This is a genomic window from Enterobacter sp. ENT03 (genome assembly GCF_019218745.1).
Lineage (GTDB): Bacteria > Pseudomonadota > Gammaproteobacteria > Enterobacterales > Enterobacteriaceae > Enterobacter_D.
The window spans coordinates 84507-100213 of the sequence record NZ_JAHUXA010000004.1; the positions used below are offsets into that span (position 1 = coordinate 84507).

A 15707-nucleotide genomic window follows, 5' to 3' on the forward strand; every position below is an offset into this window, starting at 1 on the left:
CAAAATTACCCGTCGCCACTTTTTCGCCCTTGTATTTTTAGGAGTACAGTCGAAAAAATGGTCTAAAACGTGATCAATTTAACACCTTGCCGATTGACCGTAAAGAAAGATGCACTACATACAAGTGTAGCATCAATCATTACGTGTAAATTCCCAAATACGGCTACGTCCCTCTTTCCCGCAATCCTCCGTGAAACCTGACACCCTATGGCAACAATGTTAGGATGGTCAGCGGAAGATAATGACGGTAACAAGCATGTTAGACAATGTTTTAAGAATTGCCACACGCCAAAGCCCCCTTGCGCTCTGGCAGGCACACTATGTTAAGCAGCGCCTGATGGCGTGTCATCCGGGCCTGACCGTTGAGCTGGTGCCCTTAGTGACGCGCGGCGATGTGATCCTTGATACCCCGCTGGCGAAAGTGGGCGGAAAGGGATTGTTTGTCAAAGAGCTAGAAATGGCGTTGATTGAACATCGTGCCGATCTGGCCGTCCACTCAATGAAAGATGTGCCGGTCGAGTTTCCGAAGGGGCTGGGCCTCGTCACCATTTGCGAGCGTGAAGATCCGCGCGATGCGTTTGTCTCCAATAACTATGACAGCCTGGATGCCCTGCCTGCTGGCAGCATCGTTGGCACGTCAAGTTTACGCCGTCAATGTCAGTTGGCGGAGCGTCGCCCGGATCTGGAAATTCGCTCGCTGCGCGGTAACGTCGGCACCCGTCTTGGCAAGCTCGATAAGGGCGACTATGACGCCATTATCCTGGCGGTTGCCGGTCTTAAGCGTCTGGAGCTGGAGGATCGCATCCGCATGGCCCTGCCGCCTGAGCTGTCGCTGCCTGCTGTGGGTCAGGGTGCAGTCGGTATTGAGTGCCGTCTGGATGATACCCGCACCCATGCTCTGCTGGCCCCGCTCAATCACGCCGATACTGCGCTGCGCGTAAAAGCCGAGCGTGCGATGAATACGCGACTGGAAGGCGGCTGTCAGGTGCCGATTGGCAGCTATGCTGAATTAGTGGACGGTGAAATCTGGCTGCGCGCGCTGGTCGGCGCACCGGACGGCACCGTGATGATCCGCGGCGAACGACGCGGTAAGCCTGAAGAGGCAGAACAGCTGGGCATTTCGCTTGCCGAGGAACTACTGGCTAATGGCGCGCGCGAGATCCTGACCGAGGTCTATAAAGGAGAAGCACCCGCATGAGTATTCTGGTCACCCGCCCATCCCCTGCCGGGGAAGAACTTGTGAGCCGCTTGTGCGCACAGGGCCAGGTGGCCTGGAGCTTCCCGCTGATTGAATTCACCCCCGGACGGGAGCTTTCGCAACTGCCGGACGTGTTTGCCGCGTTGACGGCGAACGACATGATCTTTGCCGCTTCACAGCATGCCGTCACCTTTGCCAGCGCGCATTTACGTAAACGTGGCCTGCGCTGGCCTTCTGCACCGCACTATTTCGCTATCGGCCGCACCACGGCGCTGGCATTACATACCGCCAGCAGTCGCAACGTGCGCTATCCTTCGGATCGGGAAATCAGCGAAGTGTTGCTACAATTACCTGAATTACAAAATATTGCAGGCAAACGCGCGGTAATAATGCGCGGCAATGGCGGACGAGAACTACTCGGGGATACGCTGGCGTCGCGCGGAGCTGATGTCGAATTTTTTGAATGTTATCAACGCTGTGAAAAGTCTTACGATGGGGCGGAACAGGCGATGCGCTGGCAGTCTCGCGGAGTCACGGACATTGTGATCACCAGCGGCGAGATGCTTCAGCAGCTTTTCGCGCTGATCCCCGCCTGGTATCGTGAAAACTGGTTACTTCGCTGCCGCCTGATTGTGGTCAGCGAACGTCTGGCGCACCTCGCCCGGGAACTGGGCTGGCAGGACATTAAGGTCGCTGATAATGCAGACAACGATGCGCTGCTTCGCGCATTACAATAACTTTCATAATGGGAAGCCATAATGACGGAACAACAGAACGACTCCGCCGTGGTCGATGAAACCAGGGAGGCGGTGGACACCCGTCCACAGCCAGAAAAAGCGCCAAAACATGAACGCGCCAATAAGACCAGCCTTGTGATTAGCGCCATTGCGATTGCCATCGCGCTGGCGGCCGGGGTTGGCCTGTATGGATGGGTGAAACAGCAGAACGCCACACAATCCGAAACCAGCGATGCGCTGGTCAATCAGATCTCTGCCCTGCAAAAAGCGCAGGAAACCCAAAAGACTCAGTTCGAAGGCATCATTAAGCAGCAGGCTTCACAGCTGGAAGACGCTCAGCGCCAGCAGGCGACGCTGGCGAAACAGCTTGAGGACGTACAGCAAAAAGTGGCGACCATATCCGGCACCGACGCCAAAACCTGGCTGCTGGCGCAGGCGGATTTCCTCGTCAAACTGGCCGGTCGGAAGCTGTGGAGCGATCAGGACGTCACCACCGCTGCTGCGCTGCTGAAAAGCGCTGACGCCAGCCTGGCTGACATGAACGATCCGAGCCTCATCACCGCCCGTCGCGCCATTACCGATGACATCGCCAGCCTTTCCGGAGTGGCGCAGGTGGATTACGACGGCATCATCCTCAAAGTGAACCAGCTGTCGAACCAGATCGATAACCTGCGTCTGGCGGACAACAACGACGACGATTCCCCGATGGATTCCGACAGCAGCGAGCTGTCCAGCTCCATCAGCGAGTGGCGCGTCAATCTGCAAAAAAGCTGGCAGAACTTTATGGACAGCTTTATTACCGTGCGCCGTCGCGATGAAACAGCTGTCCCCCTGCTGGCACCGAACCAGGATATCTACCTGCGCGAAAATATTCGCTCGCGCCTGCTGGTGGCCGCACAAGCGGTGCCGCGTCATCAGGAAGAAACCTACAAACAGGCGCTGGATAACGTCTCCAGTTGGGTACGCGCGTATTACGATACCGACGATGCCAGCACCAAAGCCTTCCTGGACGATATTGATAAGCTGAGCCAGCAAAGCATCACCATGAACGTGCCGGAGTCACTGCAAAGCCAGCCGATCCTCGAAAAACTGATGCAGACCCGCGTGCGGAATCTGCTGGCACAGCCGGGCGCGGCCGCGGGTGAGGCTGCGCAAGACGCGCCTGCCGCTGCGCGGCAGGGAGAATAATCATGTTAAAAGTATTATTACTCTTTGCATTGCTGTTAGCCGGGATCGTGCTGGGGCCGATGGTCGCGGGTCATCAGGGGTATGTGCTGATCCAGACGGATAATTACAATATCGAAACCAGCGTGACCGGCCTTGTGATCATTCTGATCCTCGCCATGGTCGTGCTGTTTGTGATCGAGTGGATCTTACGTCGCATTATGCGTACCGGGGCGCACACGCGGGGCTGGTTCGCCGGACGTAAACGTCGCCGTGCCCGTAAACAGACCGAACAGGCGCTGCTCAAGCTGGCGGAAGGCGATTATCAGCAGGTTGAAAAGCTGATGTCGAAAAATGCCGATCACGCTGAACAGCCGGTGGTGAACTACCTGCTCGCCGCAGAAGCGGCCCAGCAGCGTGGCGACGAAGCGCGCGCCAATCAGCACCTGGAGCGGGCATCGGAGCTGGCGGATAACGATCAGATCCCGGTGGAAATCACCCGCGTTCGCCTGCAACTGGCGCGCAATGAAAACCATGCGGCGCGCCACGGTGTCGACAGACTGCTGGAAATCACCCCGCGTCATCCGGAAGTGCTGCGTCTGGCCGAGCAAGCGTATATCCGTACCGGCGCCTGGGGTTCACTGCTCGATATTCTGCCGTCTATGGCCAAAGCGGGCGTCGCTGATGAAGCCCATCGCGATGCGCTTGCACAGCAGGCATGGATTGGGTTGATGGATCAGGCGCGTGCCGATCAGGGCAGCGATGGCCTGAAGGCGTGGTGGAAGAACCAGAGCCGTAAAACACGGCAACAGGTGGCGCTACAGGTGGCGATGGCGGAGCATTTAATCGAATGTGACGATCATGACACCGCCCAGCAGATCCTGCTCGACGGCCTGAAACGTCAGTATGACGAGCGGCTGGTAATGGTGCTCCCGCGTCTGAAAACTAACAACCCTGAGCAGGTTGAAAAAGTGCTGCGCCAGCAGATCAAAACCCAGGGCGATCGTCCGATCCTGTGGAGTACGCTGGGTCAGTCGCTGTTGAAACACGGCGAATGGAAAGAAGCCAGCCTCGCGTTCCGCGCCGCGCTGAAACAGCGTCCGGATGCGTTTGATTACGCCTGGCTTGCCGATACGCTGGATCGTCTGCATCAGCCTGAAGAAGCCGCCACCATGCGTCGCGACGGCTTGTTGTTGACCCTGCAAAACAATCCCCCGCAGTAAATTCCCGTTCCCCTCTCCCACCGGGAGAGGGCATAAAAAAATGCCCGTTCTGAAACCAGAACGGGCATTAACAGGTCTGTGTGACAACAATTCGGTGCTTCACTCAACGTTATGTCCATGGTGTTTGATGAGGCCGAAGCGACATCTGTCTGTGGACGATAAGCACCATTAAATGGCTCTGCGTCATTCCTGAGTTTATGAGGCCCTGAGGCGAACATAAGAGGTGGAATGAGCATCTACGCTTATATTATTGCATAACTCGTGCCAATTTTTTACCACTAAATCTTGTAGTGCCAGTTCTATTAAGATTTTTGAATTTTCATCACGTTACGCGGATGAAGGCTCGCGAATTTGTGATGTCAGGCAGAAAAATTGTCGCCATTGGGCGACACATATCATCAGATTTTAAAATATCTTTATAAAACAGTGAAATAGCTGTCTCCAATTCGCGACAGCTTACCGTCGTCACGTCGCCAGAAAGCAACAAGCAGGAAACAACAAGGAAAAGAAGAGATAACAGCATGAGGAAGAGCAGAAAACAAAAAACCCCGCCGAAGCGGGGTTCAAAATTGGTCGGCGAGAGAGGATTCGAACCTCCGACCCACTGGTCCCAAACCAGTTGCGCTACCAAGCTGCGCTACTCGCCGAAATACTGCTTTTTGACTTTTTAGTTAAATCAATTTGTGGTGCGAGGGGGGGGACTCGAACCCCCACATCCTAAGGACACTAACACCTGAAGCTAGCGCGTCTACCAATTCCGCCACCTTCGCATTCCACGGTACTCTTTGTAACTAATGGGGTGGCTAATGGGACTCGAACCCACGACAACTGGAATCACAATCCAGGGCTCTACCAACTGAGCTATAGCCACCACTGATATTCTTTCACGCGGCCCTGCTACTTTCACAGGCCACCGCAGCTCCAGCACCGGGTAAATGGTGCGCCCGACAGGATTCGAACCTGAGACCTCTGCCTCCGGAGGGCAGCGCTCTATCCAGCTGAGCTACGGGCGCTTAGCGCCGTTGCGGGGGTGGATAGTACGGGCTTCGGGCGTACCTGTCTAGTGCTTTTTAAAAGAAATCTCGAGAAAATGCGCGTTTGGTTATGCTTTGCGCATTTTGCTGCTTATTTCCCCAGCTTCTCCCGTTGAACATGATGATTGAGGCCTAAAACCTTGTAAACCACCGTCACAGCAGCGAGGAAGATGATGCCCACAAACAGCGACATACGGGTGTCCTCGTTAAAGCCCATGCCAATCAGTACGCAAATCAGGAACGCCATGGTGGCGTAGTTTGCCCACGGGAACAGCACCGAGCGGAACGGATGTGTGGCAATCGCCGCTTTATGCGCCTTACGGAAACGCAGCTGGCTTATCAGGATCACAAACCACGGCACCATACCCGGCAATACGCTGGCGCTATAGACATACACAAACACGCGCTGTGGGTTAGGGATAATGTAGTTCAGGCACGAGCCAATCAGCAGAATGACGATAGAGATCGCAACACCCGCCACCGGTACGCCGTTACGCGAGACTTTCGCCACCGCCGCCGGCAGTTGACGGTTCTTCGCCAGGGCATACAGCATACGTCCACAGCTGTACATGCCGCTGTTACAGCCGGAAAGCGCCGCCGTCAGTACCACAAAGTTAATGATCCCGGCCGCGGCCGTAATACCGATTTTCGCAAAGGTCAGCACGAACGGGCTGCCGTTGCTGCCAATTTCATTCCACGGGAAGATAGTCACGATGACGAAAATCGCGCCCACATAGAAAATCAAAATGCGCCACAGCACTTTGCCTACCGCGCTGCGCAGGGTGACCTGCGGGTTTTTCGCTTCGCCAGCCGTGATGCCAATCAGCTCCACACCCTGATAGGACGCCACCACGATACACAGTGCCGTCAGGAAGCCTTTCCAGCCGCCCGCGAAGAAACCGCCATGCTCCGTCAGGTTGCCAAAGCCAATAGCATGACCGCCATGGCCAAAGCCGAAGAAAATCACGCCCAGGCCCACCACAATCATCACAATGATGGTGGTGACTTTGATCATCGCAAACCAGAACTCAATTTCGCCGTACAGACGAACCGCCGCGAGGTTCGCCATGGCCACCAGCCCGACGGCGATAAGTGCCGGGATCCACTGCGCCATCTCCGGGAACCAGAACTGCACGTACACGCCAATGGCGGTGATCTCAGAGATGCCCACCGCCATCCACATAAACCAGTATGACCAGGCGGTGAGATAGCCGAAAAACGGGCTCATGTAGCGGTGCGCGTAGACGGCAAAGGAACCGGCCACCGGCTCCAGGAATAACATTTCGCCCATGGAGCGCATGATGAAGAAGACGAACAGTCCGGCAATAATGTAGGCCAGTAATACTGAGGGTCCGGCCCATTTCAGGGTGCTTGCCGCGCCCATAAACAGGCCAACGCCTATTGTGCCTCCAAGGGCAATAAGTTCGATATGACGAGCTTCCAGCCCACGCTGAAGCTCCGGTTTGTTCTCGGCCATAAATCCTCTGTTGTGTCTGCTACTGTTCCCGGCGGTGCGGGTTATTGTTATGCCTCAATGCAACGCATTGGGTGGGCGAATGGTTTCTTAATTCGGGGGAAATGGCAAATGATGTATAAAAAAAACATATGTATTGCTCAATAAAAAAGCAGGCAGCGCAACACATCGGCGCGCTGCCGGGGGATCATAGCTGGCCGCGATAGTGCCAGGCCAGGTAACGCAGCAGTTTCAACTGACGGGTAAGGCGGCTCGGTTGCGATAACAGGCGGTAGAGCCACTCCAGTCCCATGTGCTGCCACACTTTTGGCGCACGCTTCACATGGCCAGTGAAGACGTCATAGGTACCGCCAACGCCCATATACAGGGCATGCGGATGCACCTCGCGGCAATCGCGCATCAGGATCTCCTGGCGCGGTGAGCCCATCGCCACAGTGACAATCTTCGCCCCGCTGTCGCGGATACGCTCAAACAGCGCCTGACGTTGCTCCGCACTGAAATAACCGTCCTGGCTGCCGACGATATTCACCTGCCACTGCGCGCGCAGCTTTTCCTGCGTTTGCGCCAGCACGTCCGGCTTGCCGCCCACCAGAAAGACCGGGGTGCCCTCTTTGCCGGCGCGCGCCATTAACTCTTCCCACAAATCTGCGCCGGCCACGCGTTCGACTTTTGCCTGCGGATACTTTTTGCGAATAGAACGCACCACGCTGATACCGTCGGCATACTTATATTCTGCCGCTTCAATCAGCGCCCGTACCTGCGGGTCGTTTTCCACTGCCAGCATTTTCTCGGCGTTAATCGCCACCAGCGTGCCCTGCTTGAGCGATCCCCCGGCATAGAGGTGATCCAGCGCGTGTTGCATATTCCGCCAGCCAATCAGCTTCAGCCCGCGCAGGGTATACAGCGGCGCGTCGGTTGTGTCAGTCATGGTGTTCCTTATCAGACCTGTGAAAGGGTTTTGTGGGCGCGCATCGCCCGGGCATGGATCAGCCCCGCGCTGTCAAACAGCCAGTACAACAGTTTGGCCAGCACCAGACATGCCCCAAAGACGACGAGGAAAAAGACCACCCGCGAGACAAACGAGTCCAGCCCTTCCCTTGCCAGCACGATCATGTTGAAAATGGCCCCGAAACAGAAACTGTGCAAAATGGCGGCTTTATAACGGTTGGTTTCCCGGTTCCCCAGCTGATACAACCAGTCGAACCATTTGATGATCATCCCCACCACCACGGCGCCAAGCGGAATAAACCCTATGCCGCCCATCACCACCAGCGAGCCAATCAGCGTGGGCGAGATAGCCAGCCCGGAATGGTTGTTCAGCACTTCCCAGGTAAAGTAGTTTGCGGTATTCAGTACGATGCCTGGCCGGTCTGGCCACAGCCAGGTCGGGATAAACACGTAGAAATCGCGCACGATGGGCGCCAGCCCCTGGAACTCGATTTTGTCGTAATTTTGCAGCAGCAGCGACAGGTTTTCCCACGGCGAGAAGGTGTCACGCGTCAGGTAAAGGAAGGTATAAAAAGCTTCATCGCCGCTGACGTTCAGCCCGTAACGCTTAAGCGCCAGCCAGAACATGCCGACAATCCCGAGCGCCCCTGCCGCTACCAGCATCCACAGCGAGATCCAGCCGCGAATGATACCGATAAACAAAAAGATGGCGAAGGCGATAATGATATTGGCGCGTGTGCCGCCGACAATCATGTAAGTGAGCAGCCCAAAGGCCACGGTGCTGACGAGGAAAAACAGCCACGCCCGCCCGTCCTGACGCAGAAAATAGACCACCAGCATCGCCGGAATAAAGAAGTAGAAGAAGCGCTTGAGCGCCACGCCGGACACTTCGCTGGAGAAGATCTGGCTGTACGAATGCAGGCGGAACAGCAAAAAGCCGTTGTGCATAAAGAAAATGCCGACGCTCACCAGCGCGATGCCCATCAGCATCACCCATGTCAGATGTGCCTCTACGCGGTTTATGGTAAACAGCGGACGGCGTTCGCGTTCCTGCCCCACCGGGCGCAAACGCGTTTTATAGGTCACATAATAGATGGCGTAGAAACAGGCCGCGGCCAGCAGGCTTTGCATCATAATCCCCGGCGGCGCGACGCCCACATCGAAGCGGAAGACCAGCACGCTGGTGAGCGGGAAGCCAAAGAAGAAGGTCAGTAAAAACAGCAGCGAGAAGAAAACGTTGAAGTTAAAGCGCACGCGGCGGAATTCAAACCACGTCAGCGTGCCGATAAACAGCGAGGCCAGCAGCCAGATAACCAGTAATCCGCAGAACTCAAGCTGACTCATGCCACCTCTCCCGCCGCGATACGCAGCGCCTGATGCCAGGGCGTCAGATAATTGGGGCTAAAGAACGTAATCGCGTTTTTATCCACCGCCGCCAGCTGACGCTGCGCCTCACGGACTACCGCCTCGTTCAGCGCATCATTGGTAAACAGCACCGGAATGTGTTGCTCCACCATATCCTGCCAGAACGGGTTTTCGCGATTCAGTACGCACGGCACGCCCGCCTGGATCAGCAGACAGAGCGTGCCGATCCCCTGCTGACGGGCAAAAATAAAATAGCCCAGATCGCACTGGCGTAGTAAATCCAGGTACGCCGCGAATTCCATTTTCTCGTTGAGGATCCGCAAATGCTGCGGGCTGAACAGCGCTTCCCCCGCCTGGCGGACCTGCGCGATATACGCGTCGTTATTCGCCGGGTACCCCATCGGCACAATGACGTTCACCGTATCGCCAAACTGCTGATGAATAGCCTTCAGCGCAGCGATATGTTCATTGCTGGGATCGCCGGAGTTGCCCACCAGCAGCGTCAGTTTGCCTTCGGTACGCACGGGCGGGGCCATAATGTTGAGCGACGGATCCATACGGGTCGGGAAGTAGAGCAGCTCGCCGCGTACCTGCGGATGACGACGGGCAAAAAATTGCAGATCGCCGCGCGTGGCAAAAATACAGCCGACACGCGACTGAGCCAGCCGGCGCAGCGGATAAAACAGGCGAAACTTGAGGCTCTGCGACACTTCATACAGATCCGCGCCCCAGGCATGCCAGTTGAACTGGTGCGGCTTGATCGCCCCGCGCAGCAGCGCCAGCCACAGGTCGGTATTGAACTGGCCGTGAAAGAAGAAACGCTGCCCGCGATCGGCTTTCGCCTGCGCCACGACCGCCTGCGCCAGTGATTTTTTATCGCCAAAGAAACGCAGCCGCAGCGCGGGAAAAGCTGCGCTGTACCCGTCATCTGGTCCGGCGATCATAAAGTCGCGCGCGTGCTCACCCGTGGAGGCCAGGTGATCGTTAAAAAACCGCAGCACGGTTTGATTATGGTGTGGGATATTCGATCCCAGTACGTGAATGAGTGCAGTCATACCCTTTTACGCCAGAGTAAAAACACGCCACAACAGATGGCGAAATAAACAATATAGGTAGCCATGTAGGCCTGCGCTGCGCCTGCGGCCCCGTGTGTCGGGATCAGGAGGCGGGAAAAACCGGTGAGCAGGGCAAACTGGCTGATTTCCGCCAGAATATAAAACGTAAGCGAAGCGCGGGCGATCACCAGATAGCCGAAAACGTAAGCGCCCACTTTCAGTACATCGCCCACCAGTTGCCAGGCAAAGAGGTCACGCATGGCAGTAAATTTGTCTGAGAACAGCAGCCAGATGGCGACATCACGCAGCAACCAGACGGTGAAACTCGCCGCCGCCACCGCCGGTAATACAAACTTCAGCGACTTGGCGATCTCCCGCGTAATGTCCTGTTTCGTGGTCAGCCGCGAGAGCGTCGGCAACAGATACACGCTGAACGAGGCGGTAATAAATTGCAGATAGGCGTCAGAAATACTGCTGACCCCCTGCCAGATCCCCACGTCGTCCCAGCTGTAGTGCGCCGCGAGCATGTTTCGCATCATCACATAGGCCACCGGCAGGGTGACGGACGTGATGAGCGCCATCAGGGTAAATTTTGCCAGTTGCCCGGCGAACAGCTTATCCCACTGCGGCTTCAGATAACCCAGCGGGATAGTTTTCCGCCGGATAAGCAGAATGGTCGCCGGGATCACGACCAGCGCCGGCACCAGCGCCAGCCCCAGTAATGCGCCCTGATAGCCGCCGAAGCGGAAGCAGACGTAATAGGCCACCACGCCCACGATACTGCCGCAAATCAGCGCCAGCGCGTTTCCTGCCGCATCACGAAAGCCTTTCATCACCGCCAGCAGGAAATTTGCCCAGGCGATGCCCATCTGCACCAGCGCCACCAGTTGCACCAGCCCCTGGAAATGCGTATGACCAAACAACCCCTGACTGATCGGCGCTGCCGCCAGCAGGAAAACCAGCGCCAGCAGCGTCGAGAAGCCCAGCACCATCGCAGACGAGGTGCCGACCACATGACGCAGCTGCGCAGGCTCATCATGGTATTGCGCCACCAGCTTAGTGACGCCGTTGAAAATACCCGCCCCGGCGAGGACGCCGAGCACGGTCACCAGCTGACGGAAGTTACCCGCCTGGCCGACGCCCGAGGGGCCAAAGGCCACGGCGAGCAGTTTGACCACCAGCAATCCCGCGCCAATCTTGACCAGCGTGGACGCGGCGGTCCACACCGAAGCTTTAGCCAGCGACATCTTAGTTAAAATAGCTCAGCAGGGTGCTGATAACCGTACGTTGATTGACCGGTGCCAGATTGTAGAACAGCGGCAGGCGAAGCAAACGCTCACTTTCCTGCGTGGTGTAACGGTCTTCGCCGTGGAACTCACCAAACTGTTCACCCGCCGGGCTGGAGTGCAGCGGAATGTAATGGAACACCGCGAGGATTTCCGCCTCTTTCAGGAAAGCGATCAGTTTGCTGCGGTCAGCTTCATCGCGCAGTTTGATGTAGAACATGTGCGCGTTGTGGCTGCAATCCGCCGGAACCGTTGGCAGTTCAATGCGACCGGCGCGGGCCAGCGGGGAGAGCGCGTCGAAATAGGTCTGCCACAGCGACAGGCGCTGCTGGTTGATACGATCCGCCGCTTCCAGCTGCGCCCACAGATAGGCGGCCTGCAAATCGGCCATCAGATAGCTGGAGCCAATGTCGCGCCAGGTGTACTTATCCACCTGACCACGGAAGAACTGGCTGCGGTTAGTGCCTTTTTCGCGGATCACTTCGGCACGCTCAATCAGCGCGCGGTCGTTGATCAGCGTCGCGCCGCCTTCACCACCGGCAGTGTAGTTTTTGGTTTCGTGGAAGCTAAAGCAGCCGATATGGCCGATAGTGCCCAGCGCGCGGCCCTTATAGGTCGACATCACGCCCTGCGCGGCGTCTTCCACCACAAACAGGTTGTACTGCTGCGCCAGCGCCATGATGGTGTCCATCTCGCAGGCCACGCCCGCGTAGTGTACCGGCACAATGACGCGCGTTTTTTCGGTGATCGCCGCTTCGATGCGCGACTCATCAATGTTCATGGTGTCCGGGCGAATATCAACAAAAACGATTTTCGCGCCGCGCAGCACAAAGGCATTGGCGGTAGAAACGAAGGTATAGCTCGGCATGATGACTTCATCGCCGGGCTGAATATCCAGCAGCAGAGCGGCCATTTCCAGCGACGCAGTGCAGGACGGCGTTAACAGCACTTTCGCGCTGCCAAAGCGTTGTTCCATCCATTGCTGACAGCGGCGGGTAAAGCCGCCATCGCCACACAGTTTGCCGCTTCCCATGGCCGACTGCATGTATTCAAGTTCACTGCCTACTACGGGGGGTGCGTTAAAAGGGATCATCATGTCACCTGTATAACCAGTAGGCGGTGCTTTCCACATTCGCACCGCTTTGAATGTAACGTTTAAGCGCGGCGGTATTCCCGACCTGGGTCGCCACACGTAGCGTTGTCAGTTTGCGCGTCTGCGCCCAGTATGACGCCGCCTGCATCAGGACTTCACCCGCGCCGCGCCCGGCCAGCAGGCCGATACGCGCCTCGTGGTCATTGAGCTGGCGCAGGGAGACAAACGCGCGGATGTCGCCATCAGGGGCGCGAAATATCAGGCACTGGTGATCAAACTCGCCTTTGACGGCGTTTTCAATCCATTGGGCGTAAAAACGCCCGCTGGCGTCCGGCGGATACCAGGGCGCGCGAAAACGACTTTGCGCGAACGCCTGCGCCGCCAGTTCACGCAGCCGCGGAATGTCTTTCATTGCGGCGACCTGTGCCTGCGGATCGGCAACCGGCACGGAGAGGGTGAGCGCGAGATCCACTTCCCCTTCCACGAGCTGAAAACCATGCTGTTGCAGCGCGTCCAGCCGGGCCGTATCGCTGGCAGGCACTTTGACCTGCACCCGCGACCAGGCGTCCAGCTCCGCCCCGGTAATTACCGGGCCGCTGTCGCTCAACCGCACAATGGCACTGTTAAGGCCAAAAAACTGGTTTTCCCAGCTAAGGGATTCCAGCGAGCCATACAGCGGCGGTGCCGGGGTTTTCAACGCCAGACGCCTTTGGTATCAACAACATACTGCTGCGCGATGTCGTCACCCGGAATAGCTTTAAACTGCTGGTGATCCACCAGCATGACGATCACATTGGCTTTTGCCAGCGCCTCGTCGAGGCCTACCAGCTCACCAAGACCGGCGAGTTTTTTCGGCAGCGTCTCAATATTCGGCTCCACCATCAGGGTGTTACCGCTGTGCCATTCGGCGATCTGCCGGGCGATTTCCATCGCCGGGCTTTCACGCAGATCGTCAATGTTCGGCTTAAATGCCAGACCGAAGCAGGCGATGTTAAGTTCACTGGCGCGTTTGCCGCTCGCCGTCAGGCAATCCGCAACCGTCGCTTTAACCTGATTCAGCACCCACTGCGGTTTGCTGTCGTTTACTTCGCGGGCGGTGCGGATCAGCCGCGCCTGCTGCGGGTTTTGCGACACGATAAACCACGGATCGACGGCGATACAGTGCCCGCCCACGCCCGGTCCCGGCTGCAAAATATTGACGCGCGGATGGCGGTTGGCGAGACGGATCAACTCCCAGACGTTAATGCCCTGGTCGGCGCAAATCAGCGACAGTTCGTTAGCAAACGCAATGTTCACATCGCGGAAGCTGTTCTCGGTGAGTTTGCACATTTCAGCGGTGCGGGCATTGGTGACCACACACTCACCTTCAAGGAAAATGTTGTACAGCTCGCTGGCGCGGGCAGAACAAACGGGCGTCATGCCGCCGATCACGCGGTCATTTTTGATCAGTTCAACCATCACCTGGCCGGGCAGCACGCGCTCCGGGCAGTAGGCAATATTAATATCCGCCTGCTCGCCCACCTGTTGAGGGAAGCTGAGATCCGGGCGCATTTCCGCCAGCCATTCTGCCATCTGCTCGGTCGCGCCGACGGGTGAGGTGGATTCGAGGATCACCAGCGCGCCTTTTTTCAGCACCGGGGCAATGGATTTGGCAGCCGCTTCCACGTAGGCCATATCCGGGTCGTGATCGCCCTTAAACGGCGTCGGCACGGCAATCAGGTACGCATCTGCCTCTACCGGCGTGGTGCTGGCGCGCAAAAATCCGCCCTCAACCGCCGCTTTGACGACGCTGTCGAGTTCAGGTTCAACAATATGAATTTGCCCGCGGTTGATGGTGTCCACCGCATGCTGGTTAATATCAATACCCACTACCTGCTTTTGACGGGACGCAAACGCCGCCGCGGTTGGCAGTCCGATGTAGCCAAGGCCAATGACAGAAATGGTTGAAAAGCTCATAGCGTTACCCGATTGTGTTTAAGTGCGTGCAAAATTCGACCGCAGGCCTCACCGTCTCCATACGGATTGTGCGCGTGGCTCATCGCCTGCCACGCATCAAAATTAGTCAGCAGGTGCGTGACTTCATCCACGATACGCTGTCTGTCGGTGCCGATCAGCCTGACCGTACCGGCCTCCACGGCTTCCGGGCGCTCGGTGGTATCACGCATCACCAGCACCGGCTTACCCAATGAAGGCGCCTCTTCCTGAATACCGCCGGAGTCCGTGAGAATAAGCCAGGAGTGATTCATCAGCCAGAGGAACGGCAGGTAGTCTTGCGGCTCGATCAGAATGACGTTATCCACGTGCCCCAGAATGCGATTCACCGGTTCGCTGACGTTGGGATTGAGGTGTACCGGATAGACGATCTGCACATCGTCATGGGCGGCGGCGATGTCTGCCAGCGCGTGACAGATTTGCTCAAAGCCGCGCCCAAAGCTTTCACGGCGATGCCCGGTCACAAGGATCAGCTTTTTGGATTTATCGATAAACGGATAGCGCCCGGCCAGCTCCTTTTGCAGCGCGTCGTTGTTCAGCACGGTATCGCGTACCCAGAACAACGCATCAATAACCGTATTGCCGGTAACGAAAATTTTCTTGTCCGCCACGTTCTCCCGCAGCAGGTTATGGCGGGAGTTCTCTGTAGGCGCAAAGTGGTACATCGCCAGATGGCCGGTCAGCGTGCGGTTAGCTTCCTCCGGCCACGGCGAGGAGAGATCGCCGGTGCGCAGACCCGCTTCCACATGACCTACCGGAATACGCTGATAAAAGGCGGCAAGACTGGCGGCGATGGTCGTGGTGGTATCACCATGCACCAGCACGACATCCGGCTTAAAGGATTCAAGGATCGGCTTCAGCCCTTCCAGGATGCGGCAGGTAATTTCTGTCAGCCCCTGACCCGGCTGCATGATATTAAGGTCGTAGTCCGGGATGATCGAAAAGAGATGTAACACCTGATCGAGCATCTCACGATGCTGCGCGGTGACGCACACTTTCGCCTCGAAATAAGGATCCTTTGCCAGTGCATGAACCAGAGGCGCCATTTTAATGGCCTCTGGTCGTGTGCCAAATACGGTAAGTACTTTCACAACGATTCTCTTCGATTAGATGATGAAGGCACGGCGGCCTTCATCTC

14 protein-coding genes and 4 tRNA genes are annotated in these 15707 nt (G+C 56.9%); 5 read left to right on the forward strand and 13 right to left on the reverse strand.

Annotated features, from left to right (window positions below):
* Window positions 1-256 precede the first annotated feature (256 nt).
* The 5 genes from hemC to KW828_RS22120 all read left to right on the forward strand — a co-directional run bounded on the left by hemC (window position 257) and on the right by KW828_RS22120 (window position 4731).
* The gene (hemC, locus tag KW828_RS08510; protein WP_218335979.1) at window positions 257-1198 is read left to right on the forward strand and encodes a hydroxymethylbilane synthase; all 942 of its coding nucleotides are present in this window, start codon (window positions 257-259) and stop codon (window positions 1196-1198) included.
* Window positions 1195-1935 (forward strand): uroporphyrinogen-III synthase, encoded by a 741-nt coding sequence (gene hemD / locus KW828_RS08515; RefSeq protein ID WP_218335980.1) that lies wholly within the window; start codon window positions 1195-1197, stop codon window positions 1933-1935. The genes hemC and hemD overlap by 4 nt, the downstream gene beginning before the upstream one ends.
* 21 nt (window positions 1936-1956) lie before the next feature.
* On the forward strand, window positions 1957-3123 hold the full coding sequence (gene hemX / locus KW828_RS08520; protein WP_218335981.1) for a uroporphyrinogen-III C-methyltransferase: 1167 nt from the start codon (window positions 1957-1959) through the stop codon (window positions 3121-3123).
* Between the two features lie 2 nt (window positions 3124-3125).
* Window positions 3126-4322: a protoheme IX biogenesis protein HemY gene (gene hemY, locus KW828_RS08525; protein ID WP_218335982.1), complete on the forward strand. Its 1197-nt coding sequence runs from the start codon at window positions 3126-3128 to the stop codon at window positions 4320-4322.
* Between the two features lie 250 nt (window positions 4323-4572).
* A complete protein-coding gene (locus KW828_RS22120; protein WP_371316099.1) occupies window positions 4573-4731 on the forward strand; it encodes a DUF1540 domain-containing protein in 159 nt (52 codons plus the stop codon).
* Window positions 4732-4892: 161 nt separating this feature from the next.
* On the opposite strand, the gene KW828_RS08530 is transcribed toward KW828_RS22120, so the two are convergent.
* The 13 genes from KW828_RS08530 to wecB all read right to left on the reverse strand — a co-directional run bounded on the left by KW828_RS08530 (window position 4893) and on the right by wecB (window position 15660).
* A tRNA-Pro gene (locus KW828_RS08530) sits at window positions 4893-4969 on the reverse strand.
* Window positions 4970-5006: 37 nt separating this feature from the next.
* Window positions 5007-5092, reverse strand: a tRNA-Leu gene (locus KW828_RS08535).
* Between the two features lie 25 nt (window positions 5093-5117).
* A tRNA-His gene (locus tag KW828_RS08540) sits at window positions 5118-5193 on the reverse strand.
* Window positions 5194-5258: 65 nt separating this feature from the next.
* A tRNA-Arg gene (locus tag KW828_RS08545) sits at window positions 5259-5335 on the reverse strand.
* A gap of 112 nt (window positions 5336-5447) precedes the next feature.
* Entirely contained in the window at window positions 5448-6833 is a 1386-nt protein-coding gene (locus KW828_RS08550; protein WP_218335983.1) for an amino acid permease, read from the reverse strand.
* A gap of 184 nt (window positions 6834-7017) precedes the next feature.
* Window positions 7018-7758 (reverse strand): lipopolysaccharide N-acetylmannosaminouronosyltransferase, encoded by a 741-nt coding sequence (gene wecG / locus KW828_RS08555; protein ID WP_218335984.1) that lies wholly within the window; start codon window positions 7756-7758, stop codon window positions 7018-7020.
* 11 nt (window positions 7759-7769) lie between these two features.
* Entirely contained in the window at window positions 7770-9122 is a 1353-nt protein-coding gene (gene wzyE / locus KW828_RS08560) for an ECA oligosaccharide polymerase (RefSeq protein WP_218335985.1), read from the reverse strand.
* Complete coding sequence (locus KW828_RS08565; protein WP_218335986.1) at window positions 9119-10198, reverse strand: TDP-N-acetylfucosamine:lipid II N-acetylfucosaminyltransferase; 1080 nt, start codon at window positions 10196-10198, stop codon at window positions 9119-9121. The genes wzyE and KW828_RS08565 overlap by 4 nt, the downstream gene beginning before the upstream one ends.
* The gene (wzxE, locus tag KW828_RS08570; protein ID WP_218335987.1) at window positions 10195-11445 is read right to left on the reverse strand and encodes a lipid III flippase WzxE; all 1251 of its coding nucleotides are present in this window, start codon (window positions 11443-11445) and stop codon (window positions 10195-10197) included. The genes KW828_RS08565 and wzxE overlap by 4 nt, the downstream gene beginning before the upstream one ends.
* A 1-nt stretch (window position 11446) precedes the next feature.
* Window positions 11447-12577 (reverse strand): dTDP-4-amino-4,6-dideoxygalactose transaminase, encoded by a 1131-nt coding sequence (gene rffA, locus KW828_RS08575; protein ID WP_218336091.1) that lies wholly within the window; start codon window positions 12575-12577, stop codon window positions 11447-11449.
* Window positions 12578-12581: 4 nt separating this feature from the next.
* Window positions 12582-13253 (reverse strand): dTDP-4-amino-4,6-dideoxy-D-galactose acyltransferase, encoded by a 672-nt coding sequence (gene rffC, locus KW828_RS08580; RefSeq protein ID WP_371316110.1) that lies wholly within the window; start codon window positions 13251-13253, stop codon window positions 12582-12584.
* Between the two features lie 17 nt (window positions 13254-13270).
* Entirely contained in the window at window positions 13271-14533 is a 1263-nt protein-coding gene (gene wecC / locus KW828_RS08585; RefSeq protein WP_218335989.1) for a UDP-N-acetyl-D-mannosamine dehydrogenase, read from the reverse strand.
* Window positions 14530-15660 (reverse strand): non-hydrolyzing UDP-N-acetylglucosamine 2-epimerase, encoded by a 1131-nt coding sequence (gene wecB / locus KW828_RS08590; RefSeq protein WP_218335990.1) that lies wholly within the window; start codon window positions 15658-15660, stop codon window positions 14530-14532. The genes wecC and wecB overlap by 4 nt, the downstream gene beginning before the upstream one ends.
* Between the last annotated feature and the right edge of the window lie 47 nt (window positions 15661-15707).

Coding starts and splice junctions, on each gene's coding strand:
- hemC (WP_218335979.1), top strand. CDS start 257: ATGTTAGACAATGTTTTAAGAATTGCCACACGCCAAAGCCCCCTTGCG.
- hemD (WP_218335980.1), top strand. CDS start 1,195: ATGAGTATTCTGGTCACCCGCCCATCCCCTGCCGGGGAAGAACTTGTG.
- hemX (WP_218335981.1), top strand. CDS start 1,957: ATGACGGAACAACAGAACGACTCCGCCGTGGTCGATGAAACCAGGGAG.
- hemY (WP_218335982.1), top strand. CDS start 3,126: ATGTTAAAAGTATTATTACTCTTTGCATTGCTGTTAGCCGGGATCGTG.
- KW828_RS08550 (WP_218335983.1), bottom strand. CDS start 6,833: ATGGCCGAGAACAAACCGGAGCTTCAGCGTGGGCTGGAAGCTCGTCAT.
- wecG (WP_218335984.1), bottom strand. CDS start 7,758: ATGACTGACACAACCGACGCGCCGCTGTATACCCTGCGCGGGCTGAAG.
- wzyE (WP_218335985.1), bottom strand. CDS start 9,122: ATGAGTCAGCTTGAGTTCTGCGGATTACTGGTTATCTGGCTGCTGGCC.
- KW828_RS08565 (WP_218335986.1), bottom strand. CDS start 10,198: ATGACTGCACTCATTCACGTACTGGGATCGAATATCCCACACCATAAT.
- wzxE (WP_218335987.1), bottom strand. CDS start 11,445: ATGTCGCTGGCTAAAGCTTCGGTGTGGACCGCCGCGTCCACGCTGGTC.
- rffA (WP_218336091.1), bottom strand. CDS start 12,577: ATGATCCCTTTTAACGCACCCCCCGTAGTAGGCAGTGAACTTGAATAC.
- wecC (WP_218335989.1), bottom strand. CDS start 14,533: ATGAGCTTTTCAACCATTTCTGTCATTGGCCTTGGCTACATCGGACTG.